Here is a 19,979-nt window from a genome sequence, read left to right on the forward strand (position 1 = left end):
ACTTGCCTTTCGTTTCGTTATATCTAATTATTTATAACTAATGTTCAGAATAACTAAACAAACATCATCTATGGCCAGCCACATCTCGCTCAAGCAACTCAAGGTCTTTAGCACTCTCACCCAACACAAGACCCTAACGGCCGCGGCCGACAGCCTGTTTCTCTCCAAGGCGGCGGTGAGTATGGCGCTGTCGGAGCTGGAAAAGCAGCTCGGCCACCACCTGTTTGACCGAGTGAACAACCGTCTCATCCTCAATCAGGAGGGACACAAGTTGCAGCCTCTGGCCGATGAGCTTCTACACAGAGCCGGCGATATTGAGCAGCTGTTTAACGATGAACAGTCACTATCGGGTCAGTTGCGTATCGGTGCCAGTGACACCTTGGGCAATCAGGTAGCCCCCTATCTGCTGAGTGACTTTCGCCGCCATACCCAGCACGAGTTACAGAGCCTGTTTATCTCTAACTCGACGCAGATCTGCGACATGCTGATCGCCTACGAGCTGGATATTGCGCTGATCGAGGGTAAGATCCAGCACCCAGAACTCGACGCAACCCCCTTCAGCTCAGATGAGATGTGCGTGATCTGCCCGCCAGATCATCCCCTGCCCACAGATAGCGATATCCCCTTGCATCAACTCGAGGCCAGCCACTGGATCCTGCGCGAAGCCGGCTCAGGCTCCCGGGAATTTTTCCTGCGCGTGGTCGCTCCGAGGCTAGAGCAATGGCAGGAAGCCTTTCAGCTCAACAACACAGAGGCCCTGATCAACTCGGTCTCGGCCGGCCTTGGCCTAGCCTGTCTGTCACGCCTGTCCGCAGAACCGGCGATCCGCGACGGTCGGGTCAAGGTGCTCAGCCTGTCGCTAAACATGAAGCGCCGCTTCTGGTTACTGGTCCACAAGGAGAAGTACTTAAGCCCGCTGCTGAAAACCTTTATCGCCTTCTGTCATGACTGGGAGCGGGAACATCAGCTGTAGGGTGACAGTTCACGCCAATAATAAGAGGATATTGGCGAGCTTGTTTTGATCTAAGTCGGTTTGTTGTCAGGATATGATCAGCCGACAGGGAATTATGATGGTGGCGTCTACCAGGGTTATTTTGTTGTAGCTTCTAACAAGATGATTCTTTGAAAGGTCCTTGAAGGCCGCTATCTTCATGGCAACCTAACACCTGTCTGGCGGGTGCTGTACATGGATGTACCAATGTGGTGGTCACAGGGATGTGAAGAAACGACGAACGCGCAAACACAATTACTCCAACGCCTCTTCGAATATCCATTATTAGCTGCTTAGAGGGAAAAGATTCGCTTTATAGATGTGCCGTTGCCCTAAGATCTACCGTTGGAAATAAAGGTTAATCGAAGAAACGGTAGATACAGGTGCAGGTACGGGTGAGGCCTTCGGTTTCAGGGCCAAAATTGTTCCATACATTATTTGGCATTCCCTCCATCCATGGAGGTCAGATGAGTTCGTATAGCGCCCTTGGAGGGTTCACAGCGTGCCTCAGCAGTACCGACTTATAAAGCCTGCGACAGGCAATTGATAAACCACTAGGGTTCGACCTTCAAATCCCCTTCGGAGGATAACCCCAATAGTCCCACCAGCCCCCCATAACATCAAATCGAAGAAGCGTTAGATACCCAGTGAAGATACGCCAGTGAGCTTCCGAAACAAGGATGTTTCGGTAGAGCCTATAGGGATATATTCACGGCGTCTCACAGGCGTATCTGCACATCAGCCCACCGCAGGTGATAGGTTGCAGCTAAGGTTCGACCTTACATCCCCCTTCAAAGAACAATCCAGGTAGACGCAAACATTTAAAATTCCCCGAAGCAAGCAAACAAGATCAACTCAAACAAACACGACCTGAGAATGAAATCAGGGATTTCGCTCTCTCCTCCTACCAGCACCAAAATGTAATTAATTACACCCACCATGTTTGACATAATGAACACCAATAGGCAGACTGGTGGTCAACAAATGTGCTTTTTCACATTTTGCTATCCTTAAGAAAGGCGATAGCCAAGGCCAGTAGCGGCCACATGAGGCTACACAGACGTCACGCATCGGGTGACATACAAATCGACCAAACGGGTGATCTATGCCAATAACACAGACTACAAGTGCTAAGAAATCCAAACCAATTATCTTGATGACCATGGGTCAGCAAGACAGGAACCAGCATCCCTACCAGGTGATGACCCACAAATATATGCAGCCGATTGTGGAGATCGCCGGGGCCATCCCGCTGCTGATGCCCACCTGTTTCGGCACAGAAGATGTGGACCGCTACCTGGATATGGTCGATGGCGTCTACCTCTCGGGCGCGGGCTCCAATATCGACCCGAGCCTCTATGGCCAGGAAAACCTCACCCCGGAAAAAAGTCAGGATGTGAATCGCGATACCGTGGATCTGGCCATCATAGCCGGCGCCCTCAAGCGTAAGTTGCCTATCTTAGGGATCTGCCGCGGCATGCAGGAGCTCAACATCGCACTGGGTGGCACCCTGTATCAGAAGGTCTATAGTGAGCCAGGTTTCGATGATCACCGTGAAGATCCACAGACCCCAAACCATGTGCAATATGGCCCCAGACACGCCATCAAGACTGTGCCCGGCAGCTGGCTGGCCAAGCTGATTGGCGATAAGACCATGGTCAACTCTCTCCACGGCCAAGGGATCTGTACCCTGGGTAAGGGGCTAGAGGCCTTGGCCTATGGCGAAGATGGCCTGATCGAGGCGATCCATGGCCCGGACTATGGTCAGTTTATCCTCGGCGTCCAGTGGCACCCCGAGTGGCAGGCCAATGACAACCCGGATTCAATCAAGCTGTTCCAGGCCTTCGGCAGCGCCTGTCGCGGCGAGGCCAGCTGGCAATCGGCCAACGACGCTAAATTAACCGCATAATCGAACACCCCCTGTCGGTCATTTTGTGATCTAGACCGACTTTATTCCTTCCCTCCAACCGATATTTGGGCAAAAGCACAAATATCGGTTGCACATAAGTTAAATATTAGGAAGCTGGCACGAAGCCAGATTGTCCGATTCTCCGGATAATAGTGCCAGCCTGAAAACCCTTTGCTCCCGCGCTTGGAGCGAGTTAACGGGTCATCGCTAGATCAAACCAACAACTATAGCCAACAAATATAACCCAATACAGGGACACCCTATGAGCCTAGTACTGATCTTGATCGCCGTGATAGCCTTCATCGTTATCGCGACATCCAAATTTAAGCTTCACCCCTTCCTAACCCTCATTCTCGCCTCTTTCATCGCCGCCTTTGCCTACGGGCTACCCAGCGCCGATGTGGCAAAAACCATCACCTCCGGCTTCGGCGGTATCCTGGGCTATATCGGCCTGGTTATCGTGCTGGGTACCATCATAGGTACCATATTGGAGAAGAGCGGCGCGGCCATCACCATGGCCGATGTGGTGATAAAGCTGCTGGGGAAACGCTTCCCAACCCTGACAATGTCGATCATAGGTTACTTGGTCTCCATCCCGGTATTTTGTGACTCGGGTTTCGTGATCCTCAACTCGCTCAAGCAGTCCATGGCCAACCGCATGAAGGTATCAAGCGTCTCCATGAGCGTCGCCCTGGCTACCGGCCTGTATGCTACCCACACCTTCGTGCCGCCAACGCCCGGCCCGATTGCCGCCGCGGGTAACCTGGGGCTGGAGTCAAACCTGGGTCTGATCATAGGCGTGGGCATCTTCGTCGCCGCCGTCGCCGCCCTGGCAGGCATGTTATGGGCCAACCGCTTCGCTGATGTCGAGCCCGACGGTGAAGGCGCCGAGGAGCTAAAGAACAATGTGGAAGATTTCGAGCAGCTCAAGGCCGCCTATGGCGAGCTACCTAGTCCGGCCAAGGCGTTTGCCCCTATCTTCGTGCCAATCTTGCTGATCTGCCTGGGCTCAATTGCCAAGTTCCCCTCACAACCACTGGGTGATGGCGCCCTGTTCGATACCCTGGCCTTCCTGGGTCAACCGGTAAATGCCCTGATGATAGGCCTGTTCCTGTCACTGAGCCTGCTCAAGAGTCAGGATAAGATCAAAGAGTTTAGCGATCGCATCAGCCACGGCTTAGTGGTAGCAGCGCCTATCCTGTTGATCACGGGTGCTGGCGGTGCCTTCGGCGCCGTGCTCAAGGCAACCGAGATAGGTAACTTCCTCGGCAGCTCACTCTCCGCCCTAGGCATAGGCATCTTCATGCCGTTTATCGTCGCCGCAGCGCTGAAATCGGCCCAAGGCTCATCGACCGTAGCCTTAGTGGCCACCTCTGCCCTGGTAGCCCCTATGCTTGGCGATATCGGCCTTGCCAGCGACATGGGCCGGGTGCTCACCGTAATGGCCATAGGTGCTGGCGCCATGACAGTTTCCCACGCCAACGATAGCTTCTTCTGGGTGGTGACTCAGTTTAGCCGCATGAGCGTGAAGCAGGCCTACAAGGCGCAAACCATGGCGACCCTTATCCAGGGTGTCACCGCCATGATCCTTGTCTACCTGCTGAGTCTCGTCCTACTCTAAGCTAAGCAAGCCGGCGCCATAGGCCTAAGCCTGGGCGCCGGACAACCCAACTCGTTTATTTCAGAAACGTCCTTCTCTCTTCACACAGGAAGCCTGCATGAAAATAGTCATCGCGCCCGATTCATATAAAGAAAGTTTGAGCGCCATGGAAGTCGCCACCGAGATAGCCCGGGGGTTTTGTGAGGTGCTTCCCGACGCCGAATATATCAAGTTGCCGGTCGCCGACGGCGGCGAAGGCACGGTGCAATCTATGGTGGATGCCACTGGCGGCAAGCTGGTTACGCTTAAGGTCACCGGCCCCCTGGGTAGTCAGGTCGATGCCCACTATGGCCTGCTGGGTCAGGAGGCACCAGGGCAGCGCACCGCGGTGATTGAGATGGCCTCTGCCTCTGGGCTGCACCATGTGCCGACCCTCTTGCGCGACCCTTTAGTCACCACCAGCTATGGCACAGGCGAGCTTATCTGTCATGCCCTCAACAGTGGCGTCACCCATCTGATCCTCGGCCTTGGTGGCAGCGCCACCAACGACGGCGGCGCCGGCATGCTACAAGCCCTGGGCGCGCACTTGCTGGACAATGACGGCAAGCCCCTAAGGCCCGGCGGCGCGGCGCTTGAGCACCTCACCAGCGTCGATATCGGCGAGCTGCATCCACGGCTTGCCCAGGTAGCAATTGAGGTCGCCTGCGATGTAGATAATCCACTGTGCGGCGACAAGGGGGCCTCGGCTATCTTCGGGCCGCAAAAAGGCGCCGATGAGATCATGGTCGCCAGATTAGACAAGGCCCTTAGCCACTTCGCCGATATCACCCATGCTGCTGGCCTCAAGGAGTGCCGCGACATGCCGGGGGCGGGCGCCGCGGGCGGTATGGGCTTTGCCATGCTCGCCTATCTGGGCGCCAAGTTAAGACCCGGCATAGATATCGTCATGGAGACGGTCAGGCTGAGCGAACACCTCAAGGGGGCGGATCTTGTCATCACGGGTGAAGGCCGCCTCGACAGCCAGACCCTGCATGGCAAGACCCCCATGGGCGTCACCCGCGAGGCCAATAAACAGGGTATCCCGGTTATTGCCATCGCCGGCTGCGTCAGCGAGGATGCCAATGTGCTGCTGGACCACGGTATAGACGCCCTGTTTTCCGTGACCCCCAGGGCCTTGCCGCTCGAGGAGGTACTGGCCGGCGCCCGTCATAACCTCTATAGCTGCGCAGTCAATATCGCCCGCCTCTATCGTCTGGGGCGTTAGCCGCCACTCTGATTTAACCTAAATGCCCTGACGCCACCTTGGCTCAGGGCTTTTTACTATCAGTACGTATAATAAGCTCAAGAACGGTCTTTAATAAGCCTGTCACCCGCCAGCCATTTCACTTTTCCCCTTGATGCGGTATAAAGCTTACAGTAAAGTTAGCTCCCTTTTTCGATCGCCTGTTTTTTCTATTTCAAAACAGACACAAGTTAAGCGACGCGCCTCGATGACATCAAAACAGACACGACAAGCGACCGCCTCTGAAGAGGCCTTGATGCGTATTTTCACTCTGCCCGAGGCACCGAATTCGACCCTGGGTAAGATAGAGAAAAACCTGTCGGAGAACCTGATGGGCTTCCTCAAAGAGAGCATAGTCGCAGTCGAGAAGCCGCTGACCGAAATAGAAAAAGATTTCCAGGCCTACAAAATCCCCACAGCTCCCAGCTTCGTCTCCGACTATGCCGAGCAGATGATGCAGACCCTGATCGCCCACAGCGTGCACACCTCGGCTCCCAGCTTCATAGGTCATATGACCTCTGCGCTGCCCTATTTCGTGCTGCCGCTGTCGAAGATGATGGTGGGGCTCAACCAAAACTTGGTGAAGATAGAGACCTCCAAGGCCTTCACGCCGCTGGAGCGCCAGGTGCTGGGGATGATGCACCACATGGTCTATGGCCAGACAGAAGAGTTCTACCAGAGCTGGATGCACAGCGCCAGTCACTCATTAGGCGCCTTCTGCTCCGGCGGCACGGTCGCCAACATCACGGCGCTGTGGATCGCCCGTAACCGTCTGTTAAAGCCGGACGGCGACTTCAAGGGCGTGGCGCAATCTGGCCTGATGCGGGCGCTGCGCCACTACGGCTATGACGATCTAGCCATTCTGGTCTCGACCCGAGGTCACTACTCCCTCGGCAAGGCCGCAGATCTGTTAGGCATAGGCCGCGACAACATCATCAGCGTGCCCTGCGCCAGCGACAACAAGGTAGATGTGGCCAAGATGCGCGAGGCGGCCGAGCAGTTAGCCGAGCAGAACATCAAGGTGATGGCGATTGTCGGCGTGGCCGGCACCACGGAGACAGGTAATATCGACCCGCTCGATGAACTTGCGGATCTCGCCGAGCAGCTGGGTTGCCACTTCCATGTGGACGCCGCCTGGGGTGGTGCCAGCCTGCTGTCTAACAAGTATCGCCACCTGTTAGCAGGCATAGAGCGTGCCGATTCGGTCACGATCGATGCCCACAAACAGATGTATGTGCCCATGGGCGCCGGCATGGTGCTGTTTAAAGACCCGGAATTTGCCAACGCCATCAAACACCACGCCGAATATATTCTGCGTAAGGGCTCGAAAGATCTGGGTAGTCAGACGCTGGAGGGCTCACGCCCCGGTATGGCCATGCTGGTGCATGCCTGCTTACAGATCATCGGCCGCGACGGCTACGAGATCTTAATCAACAACAGCCTGGAGAAGGCGCGTTACTTCGGTGAGCTGATTGCCGCCCAGGACGATTTTCAGCTAGTCTCCAGGCCTGAGCTCTGCCTGCTGACCTACCGCTATGTGCCCGCCAAGGTACAGGCGCTGCTCAATGAGGCGGTCGCAGCCGGTGACCCGGCCCGTGTGAGCGAGATTAATGCATTGCTTGACGGCCTGACCAAGTTTATCCAGAAGCGCCAACGTGAGCAGGGCAAATCCTTCGTCTCCCGTACCCGCATCATTCCGGCCAATAACCTGGAGCAGACCTCTGTGGTGTTCCGCGTGGTACTGGCCAACCCATTGACCAGCAATGAGATCTTACAGCAGGTATTGGATGAGCAGCGCGACATCGCCAAGCTAGACGACCGCTTCCTACCTAAGCTGCTGGCCCTCTAGTTTTTCAATAGCTCAATCTAGAAAGTGCAATCGAGCACGCTCACTCTACAAATCTGCCCCTGTCTACCTCGGATGGCAGGGCGCAAGTTCTGCGGCCAAACAGACGATAACGCCGATTGGCTACCTGGCGATAGCCCCAGTCTCGCAGGCCCCTGGGCAGCACTTTCAATATCCTTAACAGGGGCCAGAGGCCATCGAGCTTGCTTGCCACCGCCAGCGCCGCCTCGCTCTGGGCTAACACGCCCTGCTCATCGAGCAGATAGAAGCTGCTGAGATCCTCAAGGTCCACGTTTATCCCGCAACCTGCCAGCAGCCGCTGGGCCGTCTCGCTTTGAATTGAGGCGAATTTAAAATGCTCGCGCCTGTCGCGCCTGACGATAAAGCGCACCGCGCCGTGGCACAGGTTACAGCTGCCATCGAAGATCACTAAGGGATAGCGATCCCCCTGCGGGGCTCTATCCTCAATGTCAGTAGTTTGATTGCTAATTCGCTGACTCCTCATTTTTGCCACTTTCTCGACTTTCGACTCATAACGTTCTCGGCTCTCGACTCGCTTCCCAAGCTATCAGCTATCAGTTCTTAGGGCTTGGAAAGCCTTTGCGCTCGTCTCTCACCTGAGTGTACCACCCAAGCCACCATAGTCAGCCTAAGACGGTTGCATACAGAGGCCAATTTTGTACAAAAACAGTCAACTCATTTAGGCTATGATGGCTAAGAGCCGATATAAACCAGTGACGAATCAGAGCTAATGAGTAGTAACCACTGAGCATAGGCCTCTCGACGCGAGTATAAAGAGATTGCCCAAACACCCATGAAGTCACCAGCAACTGAGTCAACAACCAAGCATGCCGCTGCGGATCCCCAACGTTTCTGCCGTAAATCGGCAAAGGCCCAAACGAAAGCCCGAGAAAAGCAGCAGACAAAAGAGCAGGCCAACTTCAGCCTGGCAAAGGAGCTGGGCGGCATAGAGCTACTGGATGCCAGTTACCATCAGCAAAACTTCTCGCGCCACAGCCACGAGGGCTATACGGTGGGCGTTATCGAAACCGGCGCCCAGCGTTTCTATCGCACCGGCGGCGATCACACGGCGCCGCAGCACAGTATCATATTGGTGAACGCAGATGAGGTGCATAACGGCCGCTCGGCCACAGACTTTGGCTGGTCCTATCGCGCCATGTATCCCCTGCCGCAGCAATTTGCCAGGGTCCACGATGAACTAGGCGGTAAGGCTGGCGACGCGCCCTATTTTCCTGAGCCTGTGGTGCACGACAAGCCATTAGCTGAGCTGTTACGCCTCACATTCGACACATTAAGTAGCTCTGATAATGCCCTGCTACGTGAGAGTCTTATCTACACCAGCCTGGCACGCCTGATGTCCCGCCATGGCGCCAGCCGCCCAGTCGATAAGTCGCTGCGGCCAACGGCGCAGCTGGCACTGGTAAAGCAATTTCTGGATGATATGCCGGCCGCCGATGTCTCCCTCGATGCTCTGGCCAAGCTGGCGGGGCTCAGCCCCTTCTATCTGATCAAGCAGTTCCAGCGCCAATATGGTCTGCCCCCCCACGCCTACCAGATCCAGGGGCGTATTCGATTGGCCAAACAGATGATACGCCAGGGATGCAAGCTGCTGGAGGTGGCGCTGGCCTGTGGCTTTCACGATCAGAGTCACCTCAATCGTCACTTCAAACGTGCCCTGGGCGTCACCCCAGGCCAGTATGCCAGAGAGGTCGAAGCCAGTAGGCCAAGAGGCTAATAGCTCAATCGGTAAGGCAAGTCTGGACAAAAAACAGCGCAACAATGTACAAGCCAGCCACGTCCTTTTCTAGTAAGGTCTAATAATCCCTCAATCAAAACCAGCTAAGATGACACGCGAATCTCAACCAGACTCGAAAAAGCCTTTGCCCGACTCGGCCGCCGAAAACCCAGATGCCAAAAACGCAGATGCTTACAGCGCAAACGCCAAAAGAACTAAGTGCGACAACGAAAACCTAGACAACGAAAGGCTTGAAAATGCATCACCAATGCGTGCGGCGCTCAAGGGGGCGTTGGCCATCTCGCCCCTGACACTGGCAGTCGTTCCCTGGGGCATACTCGCAGGTTCTTTTGCCATAGACGCCGGGCTCACGCCATTGCAAAGTCAGGCCATGTCGGCGCTGGTCTTCGCCGGTGCGGCGCAGCTGGTGGCGCTTGGGATGATTAAGGCGGGGATTGGCCTTGCCAGCATATTAATCACCACCTTGCTGATCACCTCGCGCCACCTGCTCTATGGCATGGCGATGCGCCCGCAGATCAGCCCACTGCCGCTAAGGTGGCGACTCACCCTGGGCTTTCTGCTCACCGACGAGCTGTTTGCCATCGCCAACCTGGGCAAACAGCGCAGCCTGGATCCCTGGTTCGCCTTCGGCGGCGGCTTTAGCTTCTATCTGGGGTGGAATCTGGCCACGGCAATGGGGATAACCCTGGGCCATAAGATAGAGAATCTGGACGCCTTGGGGCTGGATTTCGCCATCGCTGCCACCTTCATCGCCATTGTGGTGCCAGCGGTGAAACGCCCCTCAATCCTGGTGTGTGTGCTGGTCGCCATGGTGGCCAGTGTGGTGTGCGCCCTCATGGATCTGCAGGCGGGACTGCTTATCGCCTCTTTGACCGGCATGGCTTGCGGCCAGCTCTATGCCAAACTCAGCGGTGAATCCTGGAGGCAGGCATGATGATCTGGCTTACTATGCTCGCCATGACGGCGGTGATCTTCCTCAGTCGTTACCTGTTTCTCGAGCCAAAACTGCCCCTGCGACTGAGTAAAAATACCCTGCAGTTTCTTGGGTATTCGGCGCCTGCGGTGCTAACCGCCATCGCCGCCCCCATACTCTTCGTGCGCGACCAGCAGCTGGCGATCACATTCGACAACAGCTACCTCATCTGCGGCTTGGTAGCCGTGTTACTGGCCTACTTTACCCGCAACACACTGCTGACCGTGCTGGTGAGCATGGCGCTGTTTTTCATCATACATTAGGGAGAGCTTCAAATGGCGGTAACCTGTCACGTGAAATACATCATCGACCCGGATAAGCTGAATAAGTTTGAGCACTATGCCAGACTCTGGCTGCCTTTGGTGGCCAAGTTTGGCGGGCAACATCACGGCTACTTCCTGCCCAGCGAGGGGGCCAACGATGTCGCCCTGGCGCTATTTAGCTTTCCGTCACTAGCCAGCTACGAGCAATACCGCGAGGCCTCAGTGCATGATAAAGAATGTATCGCCGCCTTCGAGTACGCCAAGCAGCACAAGTTTATCCGCCGCTATGAGCGCAGCTTCATGCGCCCGCTGCTGCCAGAATAATTAAAGATACCGATGGAAAGACCGCTAACACTCGCCATGCTGCGCCTGCATCATGGCGATATAATCTGGCATCTCCTGGCCCGGCGTGTGCGGAAAATGGCTGCCAAGGGGCAAGACGCCCACGATGCGATCGACACGAAAGTTACGAAAATCACCGCGCAGCTCGCACCAGGCAAGTAGTGTCCAGACCCCTTGCCAGTAATAGAGCGCCAAGGGGCGAATCTGGCGCTCGCTAGCGCTCTGTTTCACGTCTTGATAGCTCAGCAGAATATATTCCCTCTCCCTGGATGTCCTTCGCAGCAGGTCGAGAAAGGAAAACAGCTGCCCATCACTGTAAAAATCGGGGGCAAACATCAAAGATTGATAGGCCTTGAGCCGCTCGGGCAACACGGCTTCGACCTTGATCATCGCCTGCTTGGCGGCGCTTGCCAATTCGTGGCCCCCCTGCGCCTGCACCATACGCATCCCCACCTGTATAGCCTCCAGCTCCTGCTCGTTAAACATCAGTGGCGGTACATTCACCTCCTGGCGCAGCAGATAGCCGACGCCGGCCTCCCCTTCGATGGGGATCCCCGACAGGCAGAGATCCTGAATATCCCGGTAGATGGTACGGCTAGAGACCTCGAGTCGCTCCGCCAGCTGTTTGGCCGTGGTGAGGCGTCTGTGTCTGAGAATTTGTACGATTTGAAATAGGCGATCGGCGCGGCGCATGACTTACCTGAATTGGCCGCCCCTTGGACGGCCCGTGGTGATTATGACTGGACCTTGCTAAATCCAGGCTTAACTAGACTTTGGCTAGACCTCGACATGGACGCCGATATAGATATCGACACTGTCAGGCTGGGCGTAACACTCAAAATCGGTCAGATACTGGCGACGATAGGGGCAATCGGGGCGCTGAAAATAGGCCCAGATCTGCTGCCAGAGTGAAATAACCGCCTGGGGCATCTCTCCTGTGGCGCTGAAACAGAGGTAGTTACCGCCCTCTAAGGTGAGCGGCGTTAACTTGTCGTCATGCTCTATGGTGCCCGCCTCGACCGCCGTCATCAGGCTATAGTCGCCATCCATGTCGCTGGCATAGTCGTAATAGACCCCATACACCGGCAACTTACCGAAGATCTGCTCGCCATACTGCCCCATGAAGGCCTGCCACAGGGGAGCGATTTGTTGCGTCGCCGCCTTAGACTCGGCTCCATTGTTGGTACGAACACTCATGCCGACCAGTGACTTGGGGGCGAGGTTTATCGTCTTCATCTCAATTCCTTCTGTTATATCCTTTGCATAGCTTGCTTTAATAGCTTGAATTACATAGCTTGCAAGCGCCGCGGCGCTTGCGTTAACCCTATCAGCAGTAGCTAATGAGTCAGAACTTTAAATGCGCTGGGACATGAGTCCACTAGCCTTTCAGGCTCGGTGCCCAGAGGCCGACGCGATTGCCTTCGCTATCGACGATGACGCAGCTATAGCCGCACTCCCCTTCCTTGATGGCCACGGCAGGCAAAGCGATTTCGACACCACTGCGCTCCAGCCTCTCCACCAAGGGTGCCAGGTGATCGCTAAGGTGCAGATAGAGGATGCTGCCGGCTCCACTTGGGCGCATCATATCATGTTTTACCAGGGCGATGCTGGCCGCCTGGGGCGCCTCAGTCTCTAGTATGGCCATCTCCATGCCAAACATCTGCTCATCGCGAAAACGCACCCCGAACTGAGTCTGGTAGAAGGCCTTGGCACGCGCCATATCCTCGACGGCGATCTCGCCCCAGACTAAAGGTGCCTGTTGTAAAGGCGCCTGGTGTAAAGGTGCCTGGTGTAACACTTGCTGTTCTTGCATCTTGCTCTCCTTAATGGGCCGAATGCGACGCTCAACCCTGAGCGTCTCCCTCACTCGACCAGTAAGAAGAGCTTAACGCCCCCCTGCTGACAGCCTAGTGTCAGTAGGCTGTCAATCGGTTAACAAACCATGACTCGCCTCCAGGCATTAGGCATTAGGCGTTAGGCGTTAGGCGTTAGGCGTTAGGCGTTAGGCATTAGGCAAGCCCGCCTGATGCCGGGTGACAAACTCCGCCATGGCGGCCTCGGCGCGGCGCTGCACATCCGCAAGCCCCTCATGCTCGCCAAAGGGCTCGACCACCTCGTAGTAGCACTTCACCTTAGGCTCTGTGCCCGAGGGGCGCACTATCACCCTGGCGTTGCCCTGCAGACGATAGATGAGCACGTCGCTGCTAGGCAGGTCGATCGTCTCTTCACGGCCATCGGCAAAGCGGCGTAGCCCCAGGCTGATGTCATCCACAGACACCAGGGCCCGTCCGGCAATCTCTCTGGGGTTGAGCGCCCTTAGCTGCTCACCTATGGTGGGCGCACCTGGCTCACCGCTGAGGGCGATACTCACCTGACGGTTGAGATAATAGCCATATTGACGATAAATGGTCTCCAGCCTGTCCCACAGAGTCTCCCCCTTGGCAGCCAGCTCGGCGGTGAGCTGCACGAAGGCAACCAAGGCTGATAGACCATCCTTGTCCCACACCATGCTGCCAACCGTGTAGCCGAGCGCCTCTTCGTAGGCGAACAGGAAGCGGTTCTCCTGAGTCTGTTTGCTCATGCCGACATTGGTCAGCCACTTGAAGCCTGTGAGTGTGGTCTCGCAGCGAGCGCCGCATGCCTCACTGATGCGGGTCAGCAGACTGGAGGAGACTATGGTGCAGCAAAGCAGTCGCTGATCATCACTGGCGTGGGAGAGCAGGTAATGGCCCAGCAAGACCCCCACCTGATCCCCGGTCAGCATCTGATAGGCCTCAGAGGCCAGCATCTCTGGCGTGGCAGCGGGTTTACGCACCGCCACCGCGAAACGGTCGGCGTCGGGATCGTTGGCGCAGGCTAGCATGGCACCATGCTTGTGAGCCTCGGCCATCACCAGATCCATGGCGCCAGCCTCTTCAGGGTTGGGGAAGTTCACCGTGGGGAAGTCACCGTCTGGCTCACGCTGGGCCGCCACCGAATAGACCTGTGTGACCCCGATATCCTTCAGCAGGGTCTCGGCCATCTCGGCGCCGACCCCGTGCATGGCGGTGTAGGCCAGGCTCACCAGCTCGGGACGGGCGGGGCTTTGCAGCACCTCTGCGTTTAACACGCCCTGACGATAGGCCTGATAGTAATCCTCCTCGAGCATTACCAGCTTACCAGTCTCCAGTGCCGTTTCCAGCGGCAACATATCCACCGGCGAGTTGGCCGCCAGCTCGATACGGGCCGCGATGCCCGTATCATGGGGCGGAATGATCTGCGCGCCATTACCCCAGTAAACCTTATAGCCATTGTACTGCGGCGGGTTATGACTGGCGGTCACCACTATGCCGGCAGCCGCCCCGAGATGCAGAACGCCGAAGGCCACCAGAGGGGTCGGCGCCACCTTGCTGGTGAGGAACACCTTGAAACCCGAAGCGGTGAGCACGCTGGCGGCGTCCTCGGCAAACTGCTTGGAGTCGTGACGGCCATCGTAGCCGATGACAACGCCGCGACTCACTGCATTTTCCACCTGAGCCTTGAGGTATTCGGCGACCCCCTTGGAGGTCTGCTGCACCACCAGACGGTTCATCCGCATGGGACCTGCGCCCACCACGCCGCGAATGCCCGCGGTACCGAAGGTGAGACGTCCGGCGAATCTCGCCGCCAGCTCCTCCTGCGCCCCCTGATCGACCAGAGCCTGGATCTCGGCGCGACTCTTGGCGTCGCTATCGAGACTCAACCAATGTTTTATCCTTGCCTGTATCTGTGTTTGCATAATGCCTCCGCTGCACCAGTTTCCCTTAACAGTATGTCTGCCTGAAGGGGTTAACAAGTGAATTTGCATTAAAGATTCATTATATAAACTATAGAAGAAACACCCGGATGCCCCAATTGAGGTGACCTGTTTCAAGCGCTAAATAGCTATCAAAGTGGCGGCCGCCCCTAGATGGTCGCCGGCGCCAGAATGAGCGCGTCGATAGAGAAGGTAAAACGGCTTAGCGAAAGCCTAAGGAATATAGCTCAGCTGATTCTTACCCTGCTCTTTCGCCTGATACAGGGCCATATCGGCGCGCCTTAGGGTATCCTGGTAGGAGGTATCGCCCGCCTTTATCCCCGTCATCCCCAGGCTGATGGTGGCCAGCAGCTCATCCTCGGCCAGGGCAGATAAGGCACGATTGAAGCTCTGATGCAGCGCCTCGACCATGGCCATCGCCTGGGTCGGCTGCAGACCCGGCAAGACCACCACAAACTCATCACCACCGAAGCGGTAGGCATAGTCAGTCTTACGGAACTCGCGGCGGCAGATCTCTGCTACGGCTAAGATGTTCTCATCCCCCTTGTGGTGGCCCTTGGCGTCGTTGATCTGTTTCAGGTTATCGATATCCAGCATCAATATGGTGGTTGGCATCCCCTGCTCGCTGAAGTTGTCGAAATGCAGGGCAAAGTCACGCTCGAGACGGCGACGATTATAAAGGCCGGTCAGCTGGTCCGTATCGCTCAGTTCCCTGAGCCTTAACTCCAGCTCGTGGCGCTTAGAGATATTACTGGCGACCCAGAGCACCACCTCTTCGCCATCGACGCGAAAATCCAGCGCCTGAATTCGCCCCTCGAACCAGATTGGCGCCACCGGCCCCTCGTCGGGCAGCCCCTTCACATCCTTGTTGCTCAGCTCATACTCTTCGATCAACAGGCGGCGGGTTGAGAGTGCCCTGTCAATGGTTTGCAGAAACCAGGCGGCCTTGGCGGGCTTGATCACCTCATGGAGGTAGGCACCTATGAGGCCACGACCATCGTGATAGTAGCGCGCATCGCTGCCGCCGAAGACGGCCACATATTTGCCGCTACTGGACAAAATAAACGCGGGATCCGGCAGTGCCTCAAGCACGGCGACCATCTGCTCATTTGCGATCATAACCACCCCATCAATGCAGCCTGACTCACTCTCATCAAACCCTATTTGACGCCAAATCGACAAGAATAGCCAGACAAATCAATATACTTAATCGAACCACAATTCAGGTTCGCTGAGCAGGTTCTTACTGGTCTGCGACAAGAATGGGTTATCCAGGCGAAACACGCGTCGCTCGGTCAGCCTAGCCCGCCCCAGCATACCTTCTGTGATGGCATGATGATAAAAAAGTTCATCGAAGCTGCCATCGCTCAACGCCGCGCGCAGGCCATATTCGATCCGCTCCGCCAGCGCCAGATTATCAGGGCTAACGAAGAAATAGAGGGGCGCGGGATAGACGATGACGAACTGAGTATCCACCATCAGGTTTGGTCTGTCGGCAATCTCGTCCCAGGGCTCATGAAGCGCCCGCAGAAAATAGTCGAAGCGACCCTTCTCCAGCATGGTCAACAGGCTGTGGGCCGCCCCCCTTACCAAGGTAAAGCCCTGACGCTGCAAGATATCGCTATCTGGCCAGTCGCTGCCCTGGCCTACGGGTATCCTCTGGAGCTCTTCTATCTGGGTGATGTTGGCGAAACGGGCCTCATCTTCGGTGCGTATGATGGCGATACGATGACCCATCAGCCCCTTAAGCAGGGGAAAGTAAACCGCGCGCAGCTGCCGCTCCCGGCTGATGCTGGTCATGGTCCACACCACATCCAGCTTGCCCTGTTCCACCAGCTTGATGGTGCGTCCCTGGGGCATATCCATCTCCACCGGCAGCAGGCGATAGTCGCCATATTGGTCTTGGCTCTTCTCCATGGCCAGGCGTAGCAGGTCGATATAGTAACTCTGCTTAGGATCGACGAAATGGGTCGACAGGTTGTAGCGCACCTCGGTCACCTCGGCCCGCGCCACAGCTGCCGTTATGAGACAGGCGATTATGAAACAGGTAGTTATGAGACAAGCAGTAAACAAGCAGGACTTTCTCAGACAAACGAATGTCTTGCACACCATCGCACTTTGCACCATCTCGCTCCTCCCTGATCCCACTGCCTTGAGTATAGCAGCCGATGCTGAGGTAGAGAGCAGAGGGAGAGAGCAGAGGGAGAGAACCAAGAGCAGAACTTAACCAATGACAACAAGGCCAAGCGTCGGGCGCCGCAAAAGGGGAAAAATAGTGTAAACTGACGGGGTTTTTCGCCCAAGAGCTCTCTAGTACGTAAAGCTAAGCCGTAAAAGATAAACCGCAAAAGATAAGCACCTAGAAGATAAGCCTGCCATGCAACCAGACTCCAAGCTAAGCCCTATCGAACATCACCTCAATGTCAGCCAGACAGAGACGGACGCCTGCACCCTGCTGGCCGAGGCGAGCCAGCTTTCCAAGCAGGAGATTAAACAGGCGATGGCCAAGGGCGCCGTGTGGCTCACGAGGGGCAAATACACTCAGCGTCTACGCCGAGCCAAGAAACAGCTTAAGCTTGGGGATCAACTGCACCTCTACTACAACCCTAAGGTACTGGCTCAGCAGGTAGAGGATGCACAGCTGATTCTGGATAAGGGCGAATACAGTATCTGGTACAAGCCCTACGCCATGTTGTGTCAGGGCTCAAAATGGAGCGATCACACCACCATCAACCGCTTCGTCGAGACTCATCTCACACCGCAGCGCCCCGCCTTTATCATCCACCGTCTGGACAGGGCGGCGACGGGATTGGTGATCATAGGGCACAGCAAGACCACCACGGCGGCGCTCGCAGCCCAGTTCGAGCATCGCGAGCTGGACAAACAGTACCGGGTGATCGTCAAGGGGGAGTTTCCCAAGACACCACGCACCATCACCACAGAGGTGGACGGCAAGCCGGCGTGTTCCCATGCCAGCCTGGTGGAATACGACAGCGAGCTGGATATATCCCTGGTGCAGGTAAAGATAGAGACGGGCCGCAAGCATCAGATCCGCATCCACATGGCCAGCATAGGCTTTCCCGTGGTGGGTGACAGACAACATGGCGGCGCCGAGACGGGCGATGTGAATCTGCAGCTCACCGCCTGTTTTTTGGATTTCACCTGCCCCATAGGTAAGCAGCCGCTGCATGTGGCGCTCCCCGAGGCGCTGCAGCCCAGCCTAGCAGCGCTTAAGGCTTGATCTGCTCGTCACCAGGCGTCGATGGCAAAGGCTCATCGACACGCTTGACGGTCAGGGGCTCATCGCCATCCAGTAGCTCATCATAGCCCTTGGGCGGCGGCGTCCAGCCCCGCTCGCTCATGGCATACTTATCGTTTCTATCCCTGGCCATGGCGGCCTTGATGGTCTCTTCCAGCTCGATAAACAGCTTACGGTAGTTGTTGTCGAATCGCTCACCGCTGCTGTCATCTTTCCAGGCGCCGTAGAGCATGTCGGAGCTGCGCTTCTCGATGCGCTTGAAGGTGTTCTTCTGCTGCTCCACATGGAAGGGGTGAAAGCCGAGACACTTCATGGCGTCGGCGCCCAGCTCAAGGGCCGAGAGCAGGGTCTCCTTCTGGATGAAGTCGGCGCCGGCATCCCGCAGCAGATAGGCATGGCCGCGGTCGAACGCCCGGGCGAGCACCTTGACCTTGGGATAGGTATGCTTGACATACTTCACCAGCTCCACCGCGCTGTCGCGATTATCCATGGCCACCACCAGCAGGGAGGCTTCCTCTATCCCCGCCGTATGCAGCAGGTCCGGGCGGGTCGCATCACCAAAATAACTCTTCACATTGATGCGCCGCAGCATATCCACCTGGCTAATCTGATGATCCAGCACCACAGTCTTGATGCCATTGGCGCTCAGCAGACGATTGATCACCTGTCCGAAACGACCGACGCCCGCGATGATCACGCTGCCCTGCTCATCTATGGTGTCTGCCTCTCGATCTGCCTTGGCGCTGCGATACCTGGGCTCAATAAAACGCTCGAACAGAATAAACAGCCCAGGGGTCAGCATCATGCTCAGGGCCACCACCAGAGAGAGCTTCTGCGCCAACTCGCTCGGCAGCACATGATTTTGCACGGTGAAACTCAGCAGCACGAAACCAAACTCCCCCGCCTGGGCCAGACTGAGGGCGAACAGCCAGCGATCGCTTTTACCTATCTTAAAAACTGGAGTGATCAGCAAGAGCACCAAGGCCTTAAGCACTATGATCCCCAGAGTCAGTCCCAAGATGAGGCCGAGATCCTGCCACAGTATGCCAAAATCGATACCGGCACCAACCGTAATGAAGAAGAGCCCCAGCAGCAGCCCCTTGAAGGGGTCGATATTGGACTCAAGTTCATGGCGAAACTCACTGTTGGCCAACACCACGCCCGCTAAAAAGGTGCCCAGGGCCGGCGAAAGCCCCACCAGGCTCATCAGGGCCGCGATACCTATCACCAACATCAGGGCGGTGGCGGTAAAAATTTCCCTCACCCCGGATGAAGCCACGAAACGAAACAGCGGGCGGCTCAGGTAGTGGCCGCCCACCACTAAGATGGCGATAGCCGCGACAATAACCATGGCATAGGCCCAAGGCGGCAAGCCGGCCACCAGACTTATCTCTTCATGCTGGGTCGCCACCTGAGTCGCCGCCTGCAGTGCCTGCTCCACCAGCTCCGGCAGGGCCAACAGTGGGATAAAGGCCAGCATGGGGATCACGGCGATATCTTGAAACAGCAACACAGAGAAGGCGTTGCGGCCACCATCGGTGCGATTGAGTCCCTTCTCGTTAAAGGTCTGTAACACGATCGCCGTCGATGAGAGCGCGAAGATAAGGCCTATGGTAAAGGCGATGCTCCACTGCACCTCGAAATAGAGGGCAATGGCCGCCACGGCGGCCGTGGTCAGCCCCAGCTGCAGCCCACCCAGCCCCATCAGGCGGTTCCGCATGGCCCACAGCATCTTAGGTTCGAGCTCGAGTCCCACCACAAACAGCATCATCACCACGCCGAATTCGGCAAAGTGCTGAATGACTGAGGTCTCCTCTCCCACCAGACCGATCACCGGCCCTATCACCACCCCGGCGATTAGATAGCCAAGCACCGAACCCAGGCCAAAACGCCTGGCCAGGGGCACGGCGATCACGGCGGCAACCAGATAGATAAAGGCTTGCAGGAAATAGTTGGTCATGG

General features: G+C 56.5%; 18 protein-coding genes. 10 read left to right on the forward strand and 8 right to left on the reverse strand.

Going from position 1 to position 19,979, the window contains the following annotated elements; genetic code table 11:
- The first annotated feature begins 70 nt into the window (after positions 1-70).
- From K0I63_RS13120 to panP, 5 genes are all read left to right on the forward strand, one after another.
- Positions 71-973: a LysR family transcriptional regulator gene (locus K0I63_RS13120; RefSeq protein WP_220081322.1), complete on the forward strand. Its 903-nt coding sequence runs from the start codon at positions 71-73 to the stop codon at positions 971-973.
- A 1,123-nt stretch (positions 974-2,096) separates the two neighbouring features.
- Complete coding sequence (locus tag K0I63_RS13125; RefSeq protein ID WP_220081323.1) at positions 2,097-2,900, forward strand: gamma-glutamyl-gamma-aminobutyrate hydrolase family protein; 804 nt, start codon at positions 2,097-2,099, stop codon at positions 2,898-2,900.
- 262 nt (positions 2,901-3,162) lie between these two features.
- The gene (locus K0I63_RS13130) at positions 3,163-4,521 is read left to right on the forward strand and encodes a GntP family permease (protein ID WP_220081324.1); all 1,359 of its coding nucleotides are present in this window, start codon (positions 3,163-3,165) and stop codon (positions 4,519-4,521) included.
- Between the two features lie 97 nt (positions 4,522-4,618).
- Positions 4,619-5,764 carry a glycerate kinase gene (locus K0I63_RS13135; protein WP_220081325.1) on the forward strand — a complete coding sequence of 382 codons (1,146 nt, stop codon included), beginning with the start codon at positions 4,619-4,621 and terminating at the stop codon, positions 5,762-5,764.
- A gap of 226 nt (positions 5,765-5,990) precedes the next feature.
- Entirely contained in the window at positions 5,991-7,631 is a 1,641-nt protein-coding gene (gene panP, locus K0I63_RS13140; RefSeq protein ID WP_220081326.1) for a pyridoxal-dependent aspartate 1-decarboxylase PanP, read from the forward strand.
- A gap of 40 nt (positions 7,632-7,671) precedes the next feature.
- On the opposite strand, the gene K0I63_RS13145 is transcribed toward panP, so the two are convergent.
- On the reverse strand, positions 7,672-8,133 hold the full coding sequence (locus K0I63_RS13145) for a thiol-disulfide oxidoreductase DCC family protein (RefSeq protein WP_220081327.1): 462 nt from the start codon (positions 8,131-8,133) through the stop codon (positions 7,672-7,674).
- Between the two features lie 309 nt (positions 8,134-8,442).
- On the opposite strand from K0I63_RS13145, the gene K0I63_RS13150 reads away from it, so the two are divergent.
- The 4 genes from K0I63_RS13150 to K0I63_RS13165 all read left to right on the forward strand — a co-directional run bounded on the left by K0I63_RS13150 (position 8,443) and on the right by K0I63_RS13165 (position 10,965).
- On the forward strand, positions 8,443-9,384 hold the full coding sequence (locus K0I63_RS13150; protein ID WP_258406867.1) for a helix-turn-helix transcriptional regulator: 942 nt from the start codon (positions 8,443-8,445) through the stop codon (positions 9,382-9,384).
- Between the two features lie 268 nt (positions 9,385-9,652).
- Positions 9,653-10,339, forward strand: a complete 687-nt coding sequence (locus tag K0I63_RS13155) for an AzlC family ABC transporter permease (protein WP_220083448.1) — start codon at positions 9,653-9,655, stop codon at positions 10,337-10,339.
- Positions 10,339-10,641: an AzlD domain-containing protein gene (locus tag K0I63_RS13160; RefSeq protein WP_041407304.1), complete on the forward strand. Its 303-nt coding sequence runs from the start codon at positions 10,339-10,341 to the stop codon at positions 10,639-10,641. The genes K0I63_RS13155 and K0I63_RS13160 overlap by 1 nt, the downstream gene beginning before the upstream one ends.
- A 12-nt stretch (positions 10,642-10,653) precedes the next feature.
- Positions 10,654-10,965 carry an NIPSNAP family protein gene (locus tag K0I63_RS13165; RefSeq protein ID WP_011866337.1) on the forward strand — a complete coding sequence of 104 codons (312 nt, stop codon included), beginning with the start codon at positions 10,654-10,656 and terminating at the stop codon, positions 10,963-10,965.
- Between the two features lie 24 nt (positions 10,966-10,989).
- Here the strand turns inward: K0I63_RS13165 and K0I63_RS13170 are convergent, their stop codons facing one another.
- The 6 genes from K0I63_RS13170 to K0I63_RS13195 form a co-directional block, all read right to left on the reverse strand.
- Positions 10,990-11,676, reverse strand: a complete 687-nt coding sequence (locus K0I63_RS13170; RefSeq protein WP_220081328.1) for a helix-turn-helix transcriptional regulator — start codon at positions 11,674-11,676, stop codon at positions 10,990-10,992.
- A gap of 84 nt (positions 11,677-11,760) precedes the next feature.
- A complete protein-coding gene (locus tag K0I63_RS13175; protein WP_220081329.1) occupies positions 11,761-12,219 on the reverse strand; it encodes a GyrI-like domain-containing protein in 459 nt (152 codons plus the stop codon).
- A 142-nt stretch (positions 12,220-12,361) separates the two neighbouring features.
- A complete protein-coding gene (locus K0I63_RS13180) occupies positions 12,362-12,796 on the reverse strand; it encodes a VOC family protein (RefSeq protein ID WP_220081330.1) in 435 nt (144 codons plus the stop codon).
- Between the two features lie 189 nt (positions 12,797-12,985).
- Positions 12,986-14,740: a phospho-sugar mutase gene (locus K0I63_RS13185; RefSeq protein ID WP_220081331.1), complete on the reverse strand. Its 1,755-nt coding sequence runs from the start codon at positions 14,738-14,740 to the stop codon at positions 12,986-12,988.
- Positions 14,741-14,971: 231 nt separating this feature from the next.
- Entirely contained in the window at positions 14,972-15,877 is a 906-nt protein-coding gene (locus tag K0I63_RS13190; protein ID WP_220081332.1) for a GGDEF domain-containing protein, read from the reverse strand.
- Between the two features lie 87 nt (positions 15,878-15,964).
- On the reverse strand, positions 15,965-16,771 hold the full coding sequence (locus K0I63_RS13195) for a substrate-binding periplasmic protein (RefSeq protein WP_258406868.1): 807 nt from the start codon (positions 16,769-16,771) through the stop codon (positions 15,965-15,967).
- 364 nt (positions 16,772-17,135) lie between these two features.
- Here K0I63_RS13195 and K0I63_RS13200 point away from each other — a divergent pair, with 364 nt between their 5' ends.
- Positions 17,136-17,999: an RluA family pseudouridine synthase gene (locus K0I63_RS13200; protein ID WP_220081334.1), complete on the forward strand. Its 864-nt coding sequence runs from the start codon at positions 17,136-17,138 to the stop codon at positions 17,997-17,999.
- Here the strand turns inward: K0I63_RS13200 and K0I63_RS13205 are convergent.
- Positions 17,989-19,977, reverse strand: coding sequence for a monovalent cation:proton antiporter-2 (CPA2) family protein (locus K0I63_RS13205; protein ID WP_220081335.1), 1,989 nt, complete (start codon positions 19,975-19,977; stop codon positions 17,989-17,991). The genes K0I63_RS13200 and K0I63_RS13205 overlap by 11 nt on opposite strands.
- Between the last annotated feature and the right edge of the window lie 2 nt (positions 19,978-19,979).

This window comes from Shewanella rhizosphaerae (genome assembly GCF_019457655.1).
GTDB lineage: Bacteria > Pseudomonadota > Gammaproteobacteria > Enterobacterales > Shewanellaceae > Shewanella > Shewanella loihica.

Excerpts from the sequence above, each read along its gene's own strand:
- K0I63_RS13120 (WP_220081322.1), top strand. The coding sequence starts at position 71 with ATGGCCAGCCACATCTCGCTCAAGCAACTCAAGGTCTTTAGCACTCTC.
- K0I63_RS13125 (WP_220081323.1), top strand. The coding sequence starts at position 2,097 with ATGCCAATAACACAGACTACAAGTGCTAAGAAATCCAAACCAATTATC.
- K0I63_RS13130 (WP_220081324.1), top strand. The coding sequence starts at position 3,163 with ATGAGCCTAGTACTGATCTTGATCGCCGTGATAGCCTTCATCGTTATC.
- K0I63_RS13135 (WP_220081325.1), top strand. The coding sequence starts at position 4,619 with ATGAAAATAGTCATCGCGCCCGATTCATATAAAGAAAGTTTGAGCGCC.
- panP (WP_220081326.1), top strand. The coding sequence starts at position 5,991 with ATGACATCAAAACAGACACGACAAGCGACCGCCTCTGAAGAGGCCTTG.
- K0I63_RS13145 (WP_220081327.1), bottom strand. The coding sequence starts at position 8,133 with ATGAGGAGTCAGCGAATTAGCAATCAAACTACTGACATTGAGGATAGA.
- K0I63_RS13150 (WP_258406867.1), top strand. The coding sequence starts at position 8,443 with ATGAAGTCACCAGCAACTGAGTCAACAACCAAGCATGCCGCTGCGGAT.
- K0I63_RS13155 (WP_220083448.1), top strand. The coding sequence starts at position 9,653 with ATGCGTGCGGCGCTCAAGGGGGCGTTGGCCATCTCGCCCCTGACACTG.
- K0I63_RS13160 (WP_041407304.1), top strand. The coding sequence starts at position 10,339 with ATGATCTGGCTTACTATGCTCGCCATGACGGCGGTGATCTTCCTCAGT.
- K0I63_RS13165 (WP_011866337.1), top strand. The coding sequence starts at position 10,654 with ATGGCGGTAACCTGTCACGTGAAATACATCATCGACCCGGATAAGCTG.
- K0I63_RS13170 (WP_220081328.1), bottom strand. The coding sequence starts at position 11,676 with ATGCGCCGCGCCGATCGCCTATTTCAAATCGTACAAATTCTCAGACAC.
- K0I63_RS13175 (WP_220081329.1), bottom strand. The coding sequence starts at position 12,219 with ATGAAGACGATAAACCTCGCCCCCAAGTCACTGGTCGGCATGAGTGTT.
- K0I63_RS13180 (WP_220081330.1), bottom strand. The coding sequence starts at position 12,796 with ATGCAAGAACAGCAAGTGTTACACCAGGCACCTTTACACCAGGCGCCT.
- K0I63_RS13185 (WP_220081331.1), bottom strand. The coding sequence starts at position 14,740 with ATGCAAACACAGATACAGGCAAGGATAAAACATTGGTTGAGTCTCGAT.
- K0I63_RS13190 (WP_220081332.1), bottom strand. The coding sequence starts at position 15,877 with ATGATCGCAAATGAGCAGATGGTCGCCGTGCTTGAGGCACTGCCGGAT.
- K0I63_RS13200 (WP_220081334.1), top strand. The coding sequence starts at position 17,136 with ATGCAACCAGACTCCAAGCTAAGCCCTATCGAACATCACCTCAATGTC.
- K0I63_RS13205 (WP_220081335.1), bottom strand. The coding sequence starts at position 19,977 with ATGACCAACTATTTCCTGCAAGCCTTTATCTATCTGGTTGCCGCCGTG.